Source organism: Bacillus cereus group sp. N21 (genome assembly GCF_016483395.1).
Classification (GTDB): domain Bacteria; phylum Bacillota; class Bacilli; order Bacillales; family Bacillaceae_G; genus Bacillus_A; species Bacillus_A pseudomycoides.
This window is the reverse complement of sequence record NZ_JAEHBX010000013.1, coordinates 89546-108123: the sequence shown is the minus strand read 5'-3', so window position 1 is coordinate 108123 and position 18578 is coordinate 89546. Positions and strand designations below refer to the sequence as shown.

Genomic DNA, 18578 nt, shown 5'->3' with positions numbered 1-18578 from the left:
GAAAAAAGTGAAAGCTTCCTCGATTTCATCGAGGAAGCTTTCACTTTTTTAACTATAAGGACTTTTTCAGTGGCCTCGGATCGTCCTGGCAACCTTTTTTATTAATGACTAGAGATCATGTCGCATATTGTCGGAATGCCGATATATTTTAAAAAGCGTCGATATATGAAAAATGAATAGGAAGATCACATGTGCAGTTCGATTTTTTACTCATAAAATGATTCCCAGACACATAAACCTGTAATGACATACAGTTTGGGAGGGGGAAAAGAAGTGGCAACAGATCATTCATTACGTTTTTCATTAAAAGAATCGGTTTGGTTCCAAAAAGGACAGGAAGTCGAAGAACTTTTGTCAATTTCGTTAGATCCAGACGTTGAGATAGAAGAGCTTGAATACGAAGTAATTGTGAGAGGTCAATTGGATTTAACGGGAGAATATGTTGCAAGGCAAGATGATTCTGCGTTTTCATTACGAGATTTATCTCCAGCAAAATCCATTGATTATGTAGAAACGCGAGAAGATGGTGTAAACGAACTTGTGCACTCTTTTCCGTTAGAAATTTCGATTCCACGAAACCGAGTGAAACAAGTTGAAGAATTGTATGTTTCCATTGAGGAATTCGATTATGAATTAAAGGAAAATGGTTGTTTACAGCTATTAGCGGACATATCGATATCTGGATTATGTGAGGATGAGAGAATACAGAATGAAGTGCAAGAGGAAGAGATAGAGAATGTGGAAGTTGATAGAACCGAGGAAATAAAACTGGTGGATGAGGATACATTGCCGGTAGAAGTGGAAGAAGTAACAGTTCATACAGAATCAAACGGATGGGAAGATTATGCATTTGAGCCTTTCCAATTAGAGGAGCGCAAAGAACAAGAATTAGAAGAAGAGGTAGAAGATCTAGAAGAACATGAAGAGGAAGAACGAGAAGAGGAAGCAAAAGAAACTACACCACAGTTTGAATTCTTTGGCCGGAAGGATTTTCAGAAAAAGAAGGAAAAGGAATTACAGGAAGAAGCAGAAACGGCATACTCACAACGGGATGAAAATGCATTATATTTAACAAAATTGTTTACGAAAGAGCCGGAAGAAGAATTTACGAAATTACGTATGTATTTTGTGCAAGAAGGGGATACAATTGAATCGGTTGCGGATCGATATGAAACGTCGGTCCAGCATTTACATCGTGTGAATCAAACAGATGATGTATATTTAACTGCAGGGCAAATTATATATATACCTGTGTCAAAAGCAAAGACAAAGTGAGTGGAGAATTTTCTCCACTCATCTCTTTTCTTTTACTATAGTTCATCTTACGTTTTTGAATGAGAGAGGATCATTCGTATGGATATAGAATTGCGAGATCGTTATGCGCCGATCGTACAGCGGTATCAATTGGATGCCCACCATATGGAAGAGCATGGGAGTGTAATAAAAATTTATACGAATCAAGGTCCATATGCATTAAAAAAATTACCATCTCATCGATTGAAGCGAAATAATTTAATGTATCATGTTCAATTTTTACGTGAAAAGGGATTTACACATTATGTACCGATTTACCATGCGACAGATGGAAATCATATTTTGAGTGACGAAATATATAGTTATTATTTAATGCCTTGGCTTGAGCGAGCAGAAGGGAACGGAGAGGACAATGATCAATATCATAAAATGTTTCAGACGCTAGCGCTGCTTCATCAAAGGACGGTAAAAGAAGAAACGTATACTGAAGAAGCGTTAGAGGAGCATTATACAAATGTCTCTGATCGTTGGGAGAAAGATGGAGAATTCTTAGAGCAATTCCTCGTAGAGTCTGAGGCGAAATGGTATATGTCGCCGTTTGAATTGCAGTATTGTACGTATTTTCATCATGTGATGAGGGCGCGTGAATTTGCAACGAAACAGCTTTCGGAGTGGAATGAAGCGATGAAAGAAAAAGAAAAAACAAGAGTTTCTTTTATTCATGGCAATGTATCGATGAATCATTTTTTATTCGATTATGAACGAAATGGTTATTTTATTAGTTTAGAAAGGTCTCAATTTGCAACACCAGTTCAAGATCTTGTTCGCTTTTATTCCCGCTCATTGAACACATATCCAATTACGAGAAGCGATCGCTTTGAATGGTATCAGGTGTATCAAAAGAATTTTCCGTTTACGAAAGAAGAACAACTCCTTATGTTTGCGTATCTAACATATCCGTCCCCATTTATTCGACAAATCCAATCTTATACAAGCAAACAGCAGAGCCGTAGTGAAAAGCAAGAACTTCAAGGTGTGAAAATGTTACAACAGGCGCATTGGCTTGTAAGTAATATAGAATATTTTATTTCACAATTACAAGCAGCGCAGCAAGGGAATGAGTAACAGCCGTAGTCTCAAGTGTCCTTGAGGCTACGGCTGAAAATGCAAGCGAATCGTTGCTACAACAAAGATGATAAGGATGATGAAATCTAAGAAAGTTGGAAGTAGTAATGTACGAATCCCTTGGAAAATCGTAAGGGGAATTGCAAAATCAGCAAACATCGTTTGTAAATTTCTAACCCATGAAGGGGCCGAAAAATTGTAGGTGCGTCGGTATCGTCGCATAATCATTCCTCCGTATAGAAAGGCTATTGCTGCACATGAACCTTAAAAGATGAAAGGGTAATATTACAGTATGCGAGGTAAGTACCTAAGGTGCTTGTGCTGCGTACCTTCATTTTCCGTGTATATATTACAGGGAAATTAGTTAAGCTGATTGGTAATTGTATGTTGTTTTTATCAAAATAGAATTTATTAATTGTAGAAACTTGCTGAAAAATATTTTTATCTTGACGAATATGGTTTCGTTTTTTACACTATTGTATATAATAAATAACAATTATATAAATGCGTTGAAGGGGAAGAGTATAACATTAAACGTCTGCAGAGAGGAGAATTATTAGCTGTGAGATTCTCTAGATAGTCATGTTAGAAGGTAGCTCTGGAGCATCTTTTCTGAACGGAGTCATTCTCATTAGGAAAAGACGGATCTGTCCGTTATCAAATTAAGAGTATAAGCAAATTTTGAATTTGTTTGTAAATAAAGGTGGTACCACGATGTCCCTCGTCCTTTTTGGATGAGGGGCATTTTTTATTTTAAGGAGGGAAAATAATGTCAAATACGGAAAAGAATTTACCGACTAAATATGATCATATGTCCGTTGAAGAAGGCCTTTATAAATGGTGGCTAGACGGCAAATATTTCGAAGCAAAAGGAGATGCGGAAAAGCAGCCGTATACAATTGTAATCCCGCCTCCAAACGTAACAGGTAAACTGCACTTAGGGCACGCTTGGGATACGACGCTTCAAGATATTTTGACGCGTACAAAGCGTATGCAAGGTTACGATGTATTATGGCTTCCAGGAATGGACCATGCTGGTATCGCAACACAGGCAAAAGTAGAAGGAAAACTTCGTGAAGAAGGTATTTCACGTTACGATCTTGGCCGTGAGAAATTCCTTGAGAAAGCATGGGAATGGAAAGAAGAATATGCTTCTCACATTCGTCAGCAATGGGGAAAAGTTGGTTTAGGATTAGATTACTCTCGTGAGCGCTTTACATTAGACGAAGGTTTATCTGATGCGGTTAATAAAGTATTCGTTCAATTATACGAAAAAGGTTTAATTTACCGCGGTGAATATATTATTAACTGGGATCCAGCAACACGCACAGCTCTTTCTGATATTGAAGTAATTCATAAAGAGATTCAAGGTGCATTCTACCATATGAACTACCCATTGACAGATGGATCTGGTCACATTCGACTTGCGACAACTCGTCCAGAAACAATGCTTGGCGATACAGCAGTAGCAGTTCATCCAGAAGATGATCGTTACAAGCATTTAATCGGAAAAACAGTTACACTTCCAATCGTAGGCCGTGAAATTCCGATTATTGCTGATGAGTACGTAGAAAAAGATTTCGGAACAGGCGTTGTGAAAATTACACCAGCTCACGATCCGAATGACTTTGAAGTAGGTAACCGTCATGACTTACCTCGTATTTTAGTAATGAACGAAGATGGAACGATGAACGAAAAAGCTGGTAAGTATAACGGTATGGATCGTTTCGAATGCCGTAAAGAGTTAGTAAAAGACTTACAAGATGCTGGCGTATTAGTAGAAATCGAGCCTCATATGCATTCAGTAGGACATAGTGAGCGTAGCGGTGCAGTTGTTGAGCCTTACTTATCAACACAATGGTTCGTAAAAATGGGACCACTTGCAGAAAAGGCAGTAGAACTTCAACAAAAAGAAGAAGAAAAAGTAACGTTCGTACCAGAGCGTTTCGAGAACACATACTTACGCTGGATGGAAAACATTCACGACTGGTGTATTTCTCGTCAATTATGGTGGGGACACCGCATTCCAGCTTGGTATCATAAAGAAACTGGTGAAGTATACGTAGGTACGGAAGCACCAGCAGATATTGAAAACTGGAATCAAGATAACGACGTACTTGATACATGGTTTAGCTCAGCGTTATGGCCATTCTCAACACTTGGTTGGCCGAATGAAGATGCAGAAGACTTCAAACGTTACTATTCAACAGATGCTCTAGTAACTGGTTATGATATCATCTTCTTCTGGGTATCTCGTATGATTTTCCAAGGTTTAGAGTTTACAGGAGAGCGCCCATTTAAAGACGTATTAATTCACGGTTTAGTTCGTGATGAGCAAGGACGTAAAATGAGTAAATCTCTTGGTAACGGTATTGATCCAATGGATGTTATTGATAAGTACGGTGCAGATGCAATGCGCTTCTTCTTATCAACAGGAAGTGCACCAGGACAAGATTTACGCTTCAGCATGGAGAAAGTAGAATCTACTTGGAACTTCATTAATAAAATTTGGAATGCATCCCGTTTCGTATTAATGAACATGGATGACATGAAATATGAAGATATCGATTTAATTGGTGAAAAATCAGTTGCAGATAAGTGGATTTTAACCCGCTTAAATGAAACGATTGAAAGTGTAACACGTAACATGGATAAATATGAGTTCGGTGAAGCTGGCCGTTCATTATACAACTTCATTTGGGATGATTTCTGTGATTGGTATATTGAAATGGCGAAACTTCCATTATACGGTGAAGATGAAGTGGCTAAGAAAACAACTCGTTCAATTCTAGCATACGTACTAGACCAAACGATGCGTCTACTACACCCATTCATGCCATTCGTAACAGAGAAGATTTGGCAACACTTACCGCATGAAGGTGAATCTATTACAGTAGCAGCATGGCCGACAGTTCGCGAAGATTTACAAGATAAAGAAGCGGCAGCAGAAATGCACCTTCTAGTTGATATCATTCGCTCTGTTCGAAACATTCGTGCTGAAGTAAATACGCCAATGAGCAAAAAAGTTCAAATGCAAATTAAAGCAAAAGACGAAGCAGTACTAGCACAGCTTATGAAAAACAGCTCTTACATTGAGCGTTTCTGTAATCCAAGTGAATTAACAATTAAGACTGATTTACAAGCGCCAGAAAAAGCGATGACTGCAATCGTATCAGGTGCAGAGTTATTCTTACCGTTAGCTGATCTTATCAATCTTGATGAAGAGAAAGCGCGTCTTGAAAAAGAACTTGAGAAGTTCGATAAAGAAGTAGAACGTGTACAGAAGAAACTTGCAAACCAAGGTTTCGTAGCAAAAGCACCAGCGGCAGTTATTGAAGGAGAGCGTGCAAAAGAGCAAGATTATCTAGAAAAACGCGAAGCAGTTCGTCAACGTCTAGCTGATCTTCAAAAATAAAGTCATTCGAAAGAGACTCGCCATATTGGTGAGTCTCTTTTATTTGCGTATAATAGAGCTAGGATAATTCTTTGTTTTAGTTCTTTTTTATTGATTTGAAAGGGGAATGGCAAGCGTGGTACATACATACGAAGAATCGATAGATTGGATTCATAGCCGATTAAAGTTTGGAATTAAACCAGGATTAGAGAGAATGCAGTGGATGCTAGGGGAGCTTGGAAATCCTGAGCGTCACATAAAATGCGTTCATCTTGCAGGAACAAATGGAAAAGGTTCAACTTTAACATATATGCGTTATATGCTAGAGGCGGGAAAATATAAAGTTGGTACATTTACGTCTCCATACATTGAAACATTTAATGAGCGAATTAGTGTTAACGGTACACCGATTGCAGATAAAGAAATTACTGAGCTTGTAAATATGGTAAAACCGGTTGTTGAAAAATTAGATGAAACAGATTTAGGAGAAGCAACGGAGTTTGAAATTATTACAGTAATGGCAATCTGCTATTTTGGTAAAATAAACTTCTGTGACATCGTCTTGTTTGAAACAGGGCTTGGTGGTCGTTTTGATTCTACAAATGTAGTTCATCCAGTTCTTACAATGATTACAAATATCGGCCATGATCATATGCATATTTTAGGGAATACATTAGCTGAAATTGCGTACGAAAAAGCAGGAATTATTAAATCAGGAGTTCCTGTTATTACTGGTGTGCAGGATGAAGAAGCACTTGAGGTTATCCAAAAGGTTGCTCAGGAAAAGACTGCAAATCTATATGAGTTTGGAAAGCAATTTACAGCTGTTCATCAGCGTTCCGATGAAGATGGAGAGCATTTTGATTTTTCTTGCCCGTTTGCTTCATTTGAGGAAGTTCAGATTTCGATGAAAGGAAGTCATCAAGTCGGAAATGCAGCATTGGCGTTGATGGGGATTATGTATCTTAAAACATACCTATCATTCTTAATGGAGGAAGAGCATATTGGCGTAGGATTAAGTGAAGCATATTGGATTGGCCGATTTGAACGACTGCAAAGCAATCCGGACGTAATTATAGATGGCGCTCATAATCCAGAAGGAATTGCAAGCCTTGTGAAAACAGTAAAGGCTCATTATAACGATAAAAACATCCTTGTTTTATTTACCGCTTTAGGTGATAAACAGCTAGACAATATGGTAGGGCAATTAGAAACAATTGCAGATGAAATGACTTTTACAACATTCACATTTGATCGTGCGATTTCTGCTGAGGAGCTTGCAGATTACTCACGTAAGGAAACAAAACAAGTTTTTGAGAATTGGAAAGAAGCTATTGATGCGAAAATGAACAACCTCCAAGAAAATGATGTTTTCATCATAACAGGCTCTCTTTACTTTATTTCAGAAGTTAGAAAATACATTCGTGAAAAAAACTAGGACAGCAACTTGCTGCCCTAGTTTTTTGTTCTACAAATGAAGTCAAATACATACATATAAAGTGAAACTTCCATCAGTGGAGGTTTTTTTATTTCCCACTGATGGTTAGCCTTCACCAATCGGGCTTTTAGGGGCAGTTTATCCCCTAGCAACCTTCATAATTTTTATCCGCAATTTTGAGGTAGGGGATATTACTGCCTATTAATGCGGGATAAGATAACTATATGGGAAAATTTGACGAATCCCTCCGACAGATATCTCGTTTTTTTGTGAAGTGAATATGATATGATGCGGACAATGATAAGAGGTGAGGTGTGAGGGTATGGACAAGCAATCACGAACAATCTCGGTTAAAGTAAACGGAACGGAAGCAAAGTATGAAGAAAAGCAGAAAGAAAAGGAAGAATTTGATTGGATGGTAGTTGATAGTGAAACGTCGCAAAATGTAGTGCCCTTTCAAAAAAATAAGTTACCATCTATCCGGCAGCACCGAAAGAAATGGAATAATGTGCTTATTTTTACAGTTGCTACTGCGGTTATCATTGGCACAGTGTTAGGGATGGGAATGCTTCACTTGTTAACGGGACAAGGTACAGTTCGGGAAGCTACGATAACAAGTGGAGAAAAGAATAATGGAGCAGAGCAAAAAGAAGTAACAGCTGGGGAGAAAAAAGAAGAAAAACAAAAGGTGGGGAATGCAGCTGCTTTAGAACCAATCACTTTATATTTCGTTCAGGGAGGTCTCTATTCTTCTGAAGAAAAAGGACAGGCAGCTACTCAGGAATGGAAAGACAATGGGGGCATAGCAGCGATTAAACCGACTGATGATAAGTATTCACTTGTAGTTGGAATTGCTAGTGATGAGCAATCGTTAGATAAATTAATCGGACAATATAAGAAAGATGGCGTATCAGTTTTGAAAAAGAAATGGGAAATTACAGATCGGGCATTGCTGAAAAGCGATAAAGAATCTGGTCCATTGTTAAGTAAGTTACAACTCTTATACGTCCATTTTGTAAAATACGCGACTAGTATACAACCTGGAAGTAAAAGTAATTCAAAAGAAATAGAAGCGATTGAAAAGGAATGGAAGGCAATTGAAAAAGAGGGGAAATCAATTAAGCGTGAGGATGTAAAAAAAATATATACGTATGCATCAGTAGCTGTGCAAACAATAAAAGAAGGAAAGACTGATAAAGAAGCAGTAGCTAAATTGAATCAAGTTATCATTGATGGTTTGCTTTCTTATGAAAAAGTGGTTTCGCAAAAAGCCAAAGAGTAGGATAATGGAATAAGAGGAAAGAAGTATGCATACTTCTTTCTTTTCTTTTGAATTATATAGCTATAGAAATGTTTTCACCTTATAGTGAGAAAACATCATTTCTTAAAAAGAAAATGATGTTTTTGCAATTTGTAGGAAAGGTATTTGTTTGATACGATCAAGCTATATTTTTCTGCTTTATGTAAGAAAGGAGCATATATGAAAAAACTTATTTTAGCATCTGGGTCACCGCGCCGGAAGGAATTACTTGAACTAGCGGGTGTACCATTTGAAATTGTTGTGAGTGAAATAGAAGAAACAATCGGTGCGTATTCATCGCCCGCTGATATTGTGATGTCACTTGCTTTGCAAAAAGCGTCTGCTGTAGTAGAAAATCACGAAGATAGTGTGGTATTAGGTGCAGATACAATTGTTACATATGAATCGCGTATTCTTGGAAAGCCTAAAGATGAAGCGGAAGCGAAAGAAATACTGCAGCTATTATCAGGAAAAATACATGAAGTATATACAGGCGTTGCGCTCATTTCAAAAGAAAAAACAGTAACTTTCTACGAACGTACAGAAGTTACGTTTTGGGAGTTAACAGAAGAAGAGGTTGATGCGTATATTGCGACGAAAGAACCACTTGATAAGGCTGGAAGTTACGGTATTCAAGGAAAAGGTTCTATCTTTGTTCAACATATTCAGGGAGATTACTACAGTGTAGTGGGATTACCAATTGCACGACTTGTTCGTGAATTAAAACAGTTCGATAATGATGCATCCCATGCGTAAAATTGCATGGGGTTTTCTTTGGGAAAAATTGAAAAAGGAGTGAAAATATGAACGGTATTCGTGATGTTTTGAAAGAAGAACAACCACGGGAGCGTTTATTAGTAGAAGGAGCAAGCAGTTTATCGAATCGGGAACTTCTCGCAGTGCTACTTAGAACTGGTTCTAAAGAAGAATCAGTTCTAACATTAGCGGATCAAATTTTATATCATTTTGACGGATTACGAATGTTAAAAGATGCTACAATAGAAGAGATGACGAGTATTCATGGTGTAGGAATAGCAAAGGCCTCTCAGTTAATCGCTGCTTTTGAACTAGGGAGAAGGATGGTGCGTTTAGAGTACCAAAATCGATATAGTATTCGGAGTCCAGAAGATTGCGCTAGTTATATGATGGAAGAGATGCGTTTTTTACAACAAGAGCACTTTGTCTGTTTATACTTGAATACGAAAAATCAAGTTATGCATCGGCAGACTGTGTTTATTGGGAGTTTAAATGCCTCAATTGTGCATCCTCGCGAGGTTTTCAAAGAAGCTTTTCGTCGCGCAGCAGCCTCTATTATATGTCTGCATAACCACCCTTCAGGAGATCCTACACCGAGTCGGGAAGATATTGAAGTGACAAAACGATTGGTAGAATGTGGAAGGATCATTGGGATTGAAGTCCTTGATCACATTATTATAGGCGACCATAAATTCGTGAGTTTAAAAGAAAAAGGTCATATTTAAGACTATTCTTTTTACCTATTTTGTTTTATAATGTGATTTATGAGTTTTTTGTAGGCATTCGCTTACAATAAAGGATAGAAAATATAAAAACGTACTGTTTTATTATAAATATAAAGTAAGAAAATGAGTCCGTGAAAATGAGAAAGGAAGATAGATGATATGTTTGGATTTGGTGGTTTTACTCGTGATCTTGGAATTGATTTAGGAACAGCAAACACGCTTGTATACGTGAAAGGAAAAGGTGTAGTTTTACGTGAACCTTCAGTTGTAGCATTGCAAACTGATTCGAAACAAATCGTTGCAGTTGGTAGCGATGCAAAACAAATGATTGGTCGTACACCAGGAAACGTAGTGGCTCTTCGCCCTATGAAAGATGGTGTAATCGCTGATTATGAAACAACAGCGACAATGATGAAATACTATATTCAACAAGCGCAAAAATCAAATGGATTTTTCTCTCGTAAGCCATATGTAATGGTATGTGTGCCATCTGGTATTACTGCTGTAGAAAGACGTGCAGTAATCGATGCAACTCGCCAAGCAGGTGCGCGTGATGCATATCCAATTGAAGAACCATTTGCAGCAGCAATCGGTGCAAACTTACCTGTTTGGGAACCAACTGGTAGTATGGTTGTTGATATTGGCGGCGGAACAACAGAAGTTGCGATCATTTCTTTAGGCGGGATTGTAACAAGTCAATCTGTTCGTGTTGCTGGTGATGATATGGACGATTCAATCATTCAATACATTAAGAAAAGCTACAACTTAATGATCGGTGAAAGAACAGCAGAAGCATTAAAATTAGAAATCGGTTCTGCAGGCGAGCCAGAAGGTATTGAGCCAATGGAAATTCGTGGCCGTGATTTAGTAAGTGGTTTACCAAAAACAGTATTAATCAAGCCAGAAGAGATTGCAGATGCGTTAAAAGATACAGTAGATGCAATTGTAGAATCAGTGAAAAACACATTAGAAAAAACGCCACCTGAATTAGCAGCGGATATTATGGACCGTGGAATTGTATTAACAGGAGGCGGTGCATTACTTCGCAACTTGGACAAAGTAATTAGTGAAGAAACGAAAATGCCAGTTCTTGTTGCAGAAAATCCACTTGACTGTGTAGCAATTGGAACAGGTAAAGCTTTAGATAATATCGACCTTTTCAAAACTGCTCGATAATATTCCAAAATAAAAATCAATGAAATTAAGAGGGTGTGAACGTGCCACAGTTTTTCTTAAACAAAAGATTAATTGTTTTGCTAGTTAGTATTATTCTTCTCGTGGCATTGATTGGAATCTCACTGAAAGAACGGAAAAATCTAACATGGCCAGAGCAGTTTGTAAAAGATACTGTCGGTGTTGTAGAACGTGTATTCCAAAAGCCAGCGAATTATGTTGCCGGGTTCTTTGAGAACGTAGAAGATGTAAAGCGCACGTATGAAGAAAATAAAACATTAAAAGAAAAATTAGATAAGTATGCGGAATTATCCGTGAAAGTAAAAGATTTGGAAAAAGATAATGCGAAGCTTCGTGAAACGATTGATAAAAAAGATTCTCTTCGTGACTATAAGCCAATCCAAGCTACAGTGATTGCACGCAATCCGGACAAGTGGTATGACTTAATCGGAATTGATAGAGGTGCACAGCAAGGAATCCAGAAGGATATGGCTGTTATGACTTCAAAAGGGCTAGTCGGACGAGTGAAAAGTGTGTCTCAATTTACATCAACTGTAGAATTATTGAGTTCACTGAATCGAACAAATCGTATTTCTGCTGTAGTAGAAGGGCAAGAGCGTATTTTTGGATTGATTGAAGGATACGACAAGGAAAAACAATCTCTTGTTTTCACAAAGATTCCATCTGATGTAAAAGTAGAAAAAGATCAAACGGTTGTAACATCAGGATTAAGTGATATTTTCCCGAAAGGGTTAGTAATTGGGAAAATTGTAGATGTTGCACCAGATGAATATGGATTAACACAAACAGCTTACGTAAAACCTGCTGCGGATTTAAATGATGTAGACCATATTATGGTTACAAAAAGAGTTATGCCCTCAGCAGCGTTAGAACAGTAAGGGGGAGAAGATATGGCTATTTTGAAAAGAGCAATTCTTCCTCTGCTGCTTCTTTTTGTGTTTTTATTCGAAAATATGTTTTCTACTGTAGTTCCAACAGCATTGTTTTGGAAAGACAGTATTGCAGCTCCGCATTTCTTTATGATTGTGCTATGTTTTATTACCGTTTATTTTAGTCCTTTACAAGGTATTTACTATGGGCTATTATTTGGTTTTTTATTTGATACTGTATATACAGAACTTGTTGGTGTATATATATTTGCTTATCCAATTTTGGCGTATCTTGTGTATAGTACGATGAGAGTATTGCAATTGAATTTATTTATTGTTTCTTTTATCGTATTAACGGGAATTGCAGCATTAGAGTATTATGTATATGGATTTTTAACGCTACTAGGACGTATTCATGTACCAGCGCATATCTTTTTCTCAGATCGTCTCCTTGCTACTTTATTGTTAAATGGAATTTTCTTATTACTAGTTTGTTTCCCACTGAGACGATATCTTGTGCGTCTTTCAAAAGCGATGGAAGAAAAAGAAAAAAGGATTTTCTAATTTTATGTCGAATTGAATCGTTGGGGTGAACTTTAGTGGAAGAAAAAAAGCAACAAAATATAACGATAAAAGGGACAAAAGATGGACTGACATTACATTTAGATGATTGCTGTTCATTCTCTGAATTACTGCAAGAACTGGACGAAAAGCTTTCCACTCACTATTACGATGGTGATGGACGTTCATTAATCGAAGTACATGTTAAAGTTGGTAATCGCTATTTGACAGATGTACAGCAAGAAGAAATTCGCACTTTGATTCGTAATAAAAAAAATCTTGTTGTGGATTCCATTGAGAGTGATGTCATAACAAAAGCTGAAGCAATAGCGTGGAAAGAAGAAACAGAAATTGTCCCTGTTTCCAAAATTGTTCGCTCAGGTCAAGTATTGCATGTAAAAGGAAATCTATTGTTAATTGGAGATGTCAATCCAGGCGGAACGGTTATCGCTGGGGGAAATATTTTTGTCGTTGGATCATTACGAGGAATTGCGCATGCTGGATATTATGGGGATACAGATGCTGTCATTGCAGCATCTGTTATGAATCCAATGCAACTTCGAATTAGTGATGTGACAATGCGGGCTCCGGAAGAGAAAGAAGACGGAGCAGAGGCGGCGGAATGTGCGTATATTGATGAGAACAATCACATTGTTGTCGATCGCCTGCAACTTCTCACTCATCTTAGACCTAATTTAACAAAGTTAGAAAGGGGAATTGTATAGCTGTGGGAGAGGCAATAGTAATTACATCTGGAAAAGGCGGGGTAGGAAAGACTACAACGTCTGCAAACATTGGTACAGCCTTAGCATTATCCGGGAAAAAAGTATGTTTAATTGATACGGATATTGGTCTAAGAAACTTAGACGTAGTAATGGGGCTAGAAAATCGTATTGTATTTGATCTTGTTGATGTCGTCGAAGGTCGTTGTCGTTTACCTCAGGCTCTTATAAAAGATAAGCGCTTTGATGAACTTTATTTATTACCTGCAGCACAAACGAGCGATAAGTCAGCGGTAACACCTGAACAAATGGATGAGTTAATACAACTATTACGTCAAGATTATGACTATGATTACATATTAATTGATTGTCCTGCTGGTATTGAGCAGGGATTCAAAAACGCGGTGGCAGGTGCGGACAAAGCGATTGTTGTAACGACGCCTGAAGTATCTTCTATGCGTGATGCAGACCGTATTATTGGGCTTTTAGAAAAAGAAGATATCGAACCACCAAAACTTGTTATTAACCGTGTGCGTAGCCATATGCTACATGAGCAAGATATGCTAGATGTAGATGAAATTGTACGTACACTTTCAATTGAGTTGCTCGGAGTTGTCGAGGATGATGATGAAGTTATTCGTGCTACAAATACAGGTGAACCTGTAGCATTGCAGCCGAATGGAAAAGCATCATTAGCTTATCGGAATATTGCAAGACGTTTGCTAGGTGAATCTGTCCCTTTACAAGCGTTTGGGCAAGAAAAAGTATCTGTTTTTACAAAGATGAAAAATTTCTTTGGAATTCGTTAAAAGCACTTCGCATGTATGCGAGGTGCTTTCTTTTTTATTCTCATGAATATCTTCCTCTTAGGGTTCATACATATGTACAAACTGTATAAAGTTTGGAAAATAGAGAACTTTTATTTTCCTTGCTATTTGCGGAGGAAATAATCAGTAGGGAAGATAGTTTCACTTTACTTGCCTCTTGCAAGAAGAGGTGGCAAAAGGAAGGGGACAGGATGAAGAATAGACGTGTAGAAGAGATTAAAAAACGGATTGCAAAGAGAAAAGAAGAACAAGAGAGACTCGAGGAAGAACAGTATTTTTCTGAAGGAAACTTTGATGGAGAAACGATGTTCATTGAAGAAGGTGAAAAAGAGGTGCATCCTCTTTTTCGAAAGGAAGTATTTTTATTTAAATTTTTATTAGCGGCGATTCTCGTTCTCTCGGTAGCCATTTTATTTAAAAATGCACCAGCTTCTTTTGATGGAGCAAGAACGGTTGTAAAACAAGTTATGCAAGAGGAATTTCAGTTTGCTACTGTATCCAAGTGGTACGAAAATCAATTTGGAAAACCGCTCGCTTTTCTACCTGCAAATGAAAAGAAGCAAGGCATACAGCAAAAAGATTATGCAGTTCCGGCTTCAGGGAAAGTTATGCAAAGTTTTCAAAAAGATGGCCAAGGTGTATTTGTACAAACAGCCGCGAATACAACTGTTGAATCGGTAAATGAAGGGGTTGTTATTTTCGCTGGTAAGAAAGAGGGGTTTGGGAATATAGTTGAGATCCAGCATGCAGATGGTACGGAATCATGGTATGGAAATTTAGGTGAGGCATATGTAAAATTATATGATTATGTTGAAAAGAAACAAAAGGTTGGAACAGTTGGGACCAATGCGGATAACAAGAATGGCAAGTTCTATTTTGCAATTAAAAAGAATGAAAAATTTATCGATCCGATTCAGGTGATTTCATTTGAATAAATATAGTGAAGTATTGTCAAAAATTACAGTGCATCCACTGTTTTGGGGAATTATAGCTATTGGGATTTTTACGGCGCGTTTTAAAGAATTACTACTTTTATTTTGTATCGTTTTGATTCATGAGCTTGGGCACGCCTTCGCAGCTGCTCATTATAAATGGAGAATCAAGCAAATACAACTTTTGCCGTTTGGCGGGGTGGCAGAGCTTGAGGAACATGGGAATAAGCCGTTAAAGGAAGAATTAATCGTTGTAATAGCAGGACCTATTCAACATGTATGGATGATTGGGCTAGCTTATGTTTTGGCTAGGGCAGGATGGTTTAGTGAGGAACTTTATCATTTCTTTGTATGGAACAATTTAATGATTCTAGGGTTTAATTTACTACCAATTTGGCCACTAGATGGTGGAAAAGTATTGTTTAATGTTTTATCACATCAATTTCCTTATTTACAAGCGCATGAGAAAATGATGAAAATATCATGTGTTTTTTTTAGTGTAATATTAGGTTGGCAACTGTTTTGGAATAGTAATAGTATTATGATGTGGGTGCTGCTTCTGTTTTTAGCTATTTCTTTATATCAAGAATGGAAGCAACGGCGCTATGCGTTTATGCGTTTTTTACTAGAACGTTATTATGGAAACAAGCGAGATATTGAAAAGATTGCTCCAATTGAAGTGCGAACTGAGGATCGATTATACACGATTTTCACAAAGTTTCGGAGAGGGTATAAGCACTCGATTATCGTTCATGGTAAATATAAAGAGCATTATACATTAGACGAAAACGAATTGCTTTATGCTTATTTTACCGAAAAACGAACTACTTCATCTGTGGAAGAGTTAATCGGTTAGTGTTGACGAGGACACTAACCTTTTATATTGTAAGAGGAAAAGAAAATGAAAAAGTGAGGAAAGTATTTTGAAGACGTTATACATCAACTATACTGGTTCGGAAAAACGGGTTGCTGTAGAAGAAAAACAAAAGATTGTTGAGCTTTTATGGCAACGAAATCAAGAGCAAGAGATTGTTGGGCATATTTATGTGGGACGTGTCGTACGAACGATTGCTGGGATGAATGCAGCGTTTGTAAATATCGGTTTAGAAAAACATGCCTATCTTTCATATGATGATGTTCCATCATCATATCGAGTGCACGAAGGACAAGCATTGCTCGTGCAAGTGGTAAAAGAAGCGATTGATACAAAAGGGCCAAAATTAACAGCGAATGTAGAATTTACCGGGAAATATGTCGTTTATATGCCTTATGATGAAATGCGCGCTGTTTCCCGGAAAATAAAAAATAATAAAAAACGGCAACAATTGCTTGAAATTCAAGTAGAGGGAACCGGAGGATATATTTTCCGTTCAGCTTGTGACAAAGGTGCAATTGATGAAGTGCAGATTGAAATGCAACATTTTCAAGATCTGTATAAAGAATTAAAAAGAAAAGAAGAGCATGGAAAGGCACCGTTATTACTCCATCGTCCAGCAACCTTTTTAGATCGTGTATTTAAAGAAAATCCGATTGAAACAATTGAAAAAGTAATTGTAGATACACGCAGTATAGTACCGGAATTGCAAGATAAAGTAGGAAAAGAAAAGGTTTCGTTTTACAATGAAACAACTTCTATGTTCATTCACTATGGTGTGGAGCGTGAGATTGAAAAAGCACTGCAAAAAATAGTGTGGTTATCAAACGGTTCTTATTTAATTATTGAGCAAATGGAGACAATGACGGTAATTGATGTGAACACCGGTAAATTTACTGGAAAGCAGAATTTGCAAGATACGGTATTACGGACGAATGAAATAGCTGCGGAAGAAATTGCTCGTCAATTAAGACTGCGTGATATTGGTGGTATGATTTTAATTGACTTCATTAATATGAAAAAAGAAGAAAATAAAGAAAAAGTAAGAGAGAGGCTCATTTCCTCATTACAAAGGGATCGTACATATACACGTGTTCTTAGATTTACAGAGCTCGGTATTTTAGAAATGACACGTAAGCGAAAAAAACACTCGCTCCGTGATGTATTATTAGACGATTGCTCAGCGTGCCAGGCGACAGGATATGTAAAGTCCCATGAATCAATTGCATACGAGCTAGAAAGAGAACTTGTTACATATAGTAGTTCGGAGGACGAGGCGGTATTAATTGCAGCTTCAAAAGAAGTACAAAAAATATTTTTACAAAAAGAATTGCAAAAAAATATACCGTTCCAAGTTTATTTCACAGATGAAGAAGCTGAGAAATATGCAATTATTCGATTTGGAACGAGGCAAGAAATGATGCTGCGTAAAAATAGTTAGCAGAACATTTATTGACAATAGTCAACGTTTCGTGATAACATCTTTATGTTATAGTTTATAGCACCTAAACTGCTATATGCTACAACCGCACAAGACAGGTTCCAAAAAGGCATTTTATGTCTACCTCGTTTTGGCGAGTCTTAGTAATTATGAGGAGGTGCAAGTATGTACGCAATTATCGAAACAGGTGGAAAACAAATTAAAGTTGAAGCTGGTCAAGAAATCTACATTGAAAAATTAGATGCTGAAGCTGGTGAAACTGTTACTTTTGACAAAGTTCTTTTCGTTGGTGGCGAAAACGTGAAAGTTGGTAGCCCAGTTGTAGAAGGTGCAACAGTTACTGCGAAAGTTGAAAAACAAGGTCGCGCTAAGAAAATCATCGTTTTCAAATACAAAGCGAAAAAGAACAATCGTAAGAAACAAGGTCATCGTCAACCTTACACTAAGCTAGTGATTGAAGCAATCAACGCTTAATTCTGGTTAAGATGATTAAAATTACGATAAGTCGCACGAAATTAGGAAGTATCCAATCATTTAAAATGACTGGGCATGCCGATTATGCACCACATGGACAAGACCTTGTCTGTGCTGGAACAACTGCGGTCGTGTTTGGATCTATAAATGCAGTGGAAGTACTTTGTAATGTGCAAGCAACTATTGAGCTCGGAAGTGATGGTGGATTCTTAACGTATGAGTTGCCTAATGATTTAGATGCTCATACAGCAGAGAAAGCTCAAACGCTTTTAGAAGGATTGGTTGTTTCGCTTAAGACGATTGAACTTGATTACGGAAAGTATATCCGTTTAATAGAAAAAATGCAGGAGGTGTAACGTATGTTAAGATTAGATCTTCAGTTTTTCGCATCTAAGAAAGGTGTAGGTAGTACAAAGAACGGTCGGGACTCTCAGTCAAAACGTCTTGGTGCTAAACGCGCAGATGGTCAAACGGTTTCAGGTGGTTCAATTCTTTACCGTCAACGCGGTACAAAAATTTATCCAGGTGTTAACGTTGGTCGTGGTGGCGATGACACTTTATACGCGAAAGTTGACGGCGTAGTACGCTTCGAGCGTCTTGGCCGTGACCGCAAACAAGTGAGCGTATATCCTGTTGCTCAAGAAGCATAAGAAACTCACGGAAAACTCTAACCTGAGTGCAGGTTAGAGTTT

At 37.6% G+C, this 18578-nt stretch carries 19 protein-coding genes and 2 other annotated features; of the genes, 18 read left to right on the top strand and 1 reads right to left on the bottom strand.

Features of this window, described 5'->3' with window-relative positions:
* The first annotated feature begins 243 nt into the window (after positions 1 to 243).
* Both spoVID and ysxE read left to right on the top strand, forming a co-directional pair.
* Positions 244 to 1275, top strand: coding sequence for a stage VI sporulation protein D (spoVID, locus tag JDS96_RS10310; RefSeq protein WP_080740069.1), 1032 nt, complete (start codon positions 244 to 246; stop codon positions 1273 to 1275).
* A 78-nt stretch (positions 1276 to 1353) separates the two neighbouring features.
* Entirely contained in the window at positions 1354 to 2379 is a 1026-nt protein-coding gene (gene ysxE, locus JDS96_RS10305; RefSeq protein ID WP_199666729.1) for a spore coat protein YsxE, read from the top strand.
* A 27-nt stretch (positions 2380 to 2406) separates the two neighbouring features.
* Here ysxE and JDS96_RS10300 read toward each other — a convergent pair whose 3' ends face one another.
* The gene (locus tag JDS96_RS10300) at positions 2407 to 2601 is read right to left on the bottom strand and encodes a hypothetical protein (protein WP_018764391.1); all 195 of its coding nucleotides are present in this window, start codon (positions 2599 to 2601) and stop codon (positions 2407 to 2409) included.
* 278 nt (positions 2602 to 2879) lie between these two features.
* Positions 2880 to 3111, top strand: a binding site (T-box leader).
* Positions 3112 to 3148: 37 nt separating this feature from the next.
* Between JDS96_RS10300 and JDS96_RS10295 the strand changes: the two genes are divergently transcribed.
* The 16 genes from JDS96_RS10295 to rpmA all read left to right on the top strand — a co-directional run bounded on the left by JDS96_RS10295 (position 3149) and on the right by rpmA (position 18536).
* Positions 3149 to 5794 carry a valine--tRNA ligase gene (locus tag JDS96_RS10295; protein WP_199666728.1) on the top strand — a complete coding sequence of 882 codons (2646 nt, stop codon included), beginning with the start codon at positions 3149 to 3151 and terminating at the stop codon, positions 5792 to 5794.
* A 115-nt stretch (positions 5795 to 5909) separates the two neighbouring features.
* Positions 5910 to 7211, top strand: coding sequence for a bifunctional folylpolyglutamate synthase/dihydrofolate synthase (locus JDS96_RS10290; protein WP_199666727.1), 1302 nt, complete (start codon positions 5910 to 5912; stop codon positions 7209 to 7211).
* Positions 7212 to 7533: 322 nt separating this feature from the next.
* The gene (locus JDS96_RS10285) at positions 7534 to 8493 is read left to right on the top strand and encodes a hypothetical protein (RefSeq protein ID WP_006096067.1); all 960 of its coding nucleotides are present in this window, start codon (positions 7534 to 7536) and stop codon (positions 8491 to 8493) included.
* A gap of 198 nt (positions 8494 to 8691) precedes the next feature.
* Entirely contained in the window at positions 8692 to 9267 is a 576-nt protein-coding gene (locus tag JDS96_RS10280) for a Maf family protein (protein WP_199666726.1), read from the top strand.
* A gap of 47 nt (positions 9268 to 9314) precedes the next feature.
* Positions 9315 to 9992, top strand: coding sequence for a RadC family protein (radC, locus tag JDS96_RS10275; RefSeq protein ID WP_003200830.1), 678 nt, complete (start codon positions 9315 to 9317; stop codon positions 9990 to 9992).
* A gap of 159 nt (positions 9993 to 10151) precedes the next feature.
* Positions 10152 to 11168, top strand: coding sequence for a cell shape-determining protein MreB (gene mreB / locus JDS96_RS10270; RefSeq protein WP_003200832.1), 1017 nt, complete (start codon positions 10152 to 10154; stop codon positions 11166 to 11168).
* Positions 11169 to 11209: 41 nt separating this feature from the next.
* Entirely contained in the window at positions 11210 to 12064 is an 855-nt protein-coding gene (gene mreC, locus JDS96_RS10265) for a rod shape-determining protein MreC (RefSeq protein WP_018764385.1), read from the top strand.
* A 12-nt stretch (positions 12065 to 12076) separates the two neighbouring features.
* Positions 12077 to 12619: a rod shape-determining protein MreD gene (gene mreD, locus JDS96_RS10260; RefSeq protein WP_003200835.1), complete on the top strand. Its 543-nt coding sequence runs from the start codon at positions 12077 to 12079 to the stop codon at positions 12617 to 12619.
* A 35-nt stretch (positions 12620 to 12654) separates the two neighbouring features.
* Positions 12655 to 13341, top strand: coding sequence for a septum site-determining protein MinC (gene minC, locus JDS96_RS10255; protein ID WP_003200837.1), 687 nt, complete (start codon positions 12655 to 12657; stop codon positions 13339 to 13341).
* Between the two features lie 2 nt (positions 13342 to 13343).
* Entirely contained in the window at positions 13344 to 14147 is an 804-nt protein-coding gene (gene minD / locus JDS96_RS10250) for a septum site-determining protein MinD (RefSeq protein WP_003200838.1), read from the top strand.
* 209 nt (positions 14148 to 14356) lie between these two features.
* On the top strand, positions 14357 to 15100 hold the full coding sequence (locus tag JDS96_RS10245) for a M23 family metallopeptidase (protein ID WP_199666725.1): 744 nt from the start codon (positions 14357 to 14359) through the stop codon (positions 15098 to 15100).
* Positions 15093 to 15953 carry a M50 family metallopeptidase gene (locus tag JDS96_RS10240; protein WP_033797282.1) on the top strand — a complete coding sequence of 287 codons (861 nt, stop codon included), beginning with the start codon at positions 15093 to 15095 and terminating at the stop codon, positions 15951 to 15953. The genes JDS96_RS10245 and JDS96_RS10240 overlap by 8 nt, the downstream gene beginning before the upstream one ends.
* A 67-nt stretch (positions 15954 to 16020) precedes the next feature.
* Positions 16021 to 17412, top strand: coding sequence for an Rne/Rng family ribonuclease (locus tag JDS96_RS10235; protein ID WP_199666724.1), 1392 nt, complete (start codon positions 16021 to 16023; stop codon positions 17410 to 17412).
* Positions 17413 to 17485: 73 nt separating this feature from the next.
* Positions 17486 to 17563 (top strand) — a sequence feature (ribosomal protein L21 leader region).
* Positions 17564 to 17577: 14 nt separating this feature from the next.
* A complete protein-coding gene (rplU, locus tag JDS96_RS10230) occupies positions 17578 to 17886 on the top strand; it encodes a 50S ribosomal protein L21 (protein WP_003200848.1) in 309 nt (102 codons plus the stop codon).
* An 11-nt stretch (positions 17887 to 17897) separates the two neighbouring features.
* On the top strand, positions 17898 to 18242 hold the full coding sequence (locus JDS96_RS10225; protein ID WP_006096063.1) for a ribosomal-processing cysteine protease Prp: 345 nt from the start codon (positions 17898 to 17900) through the stop codon (positions 18240 to 18242).
* 3 nt (positions 18243 to 18245) lie between these two features.
* Positions 18246 to 18536 (top strand): 50S ribosomal protein L27, encoded by a 291-nt coding sequence (rpmA, locus tag JDS96_RS10220; protein ID WP_000944957.1) that lies wholly within the window; start codon positions 18246 to 18248, stop codon positions 18534 to 18536.
* The last annotated feature ends 42 nt before the right edge of the window (positions 18537 to 18578 follow it).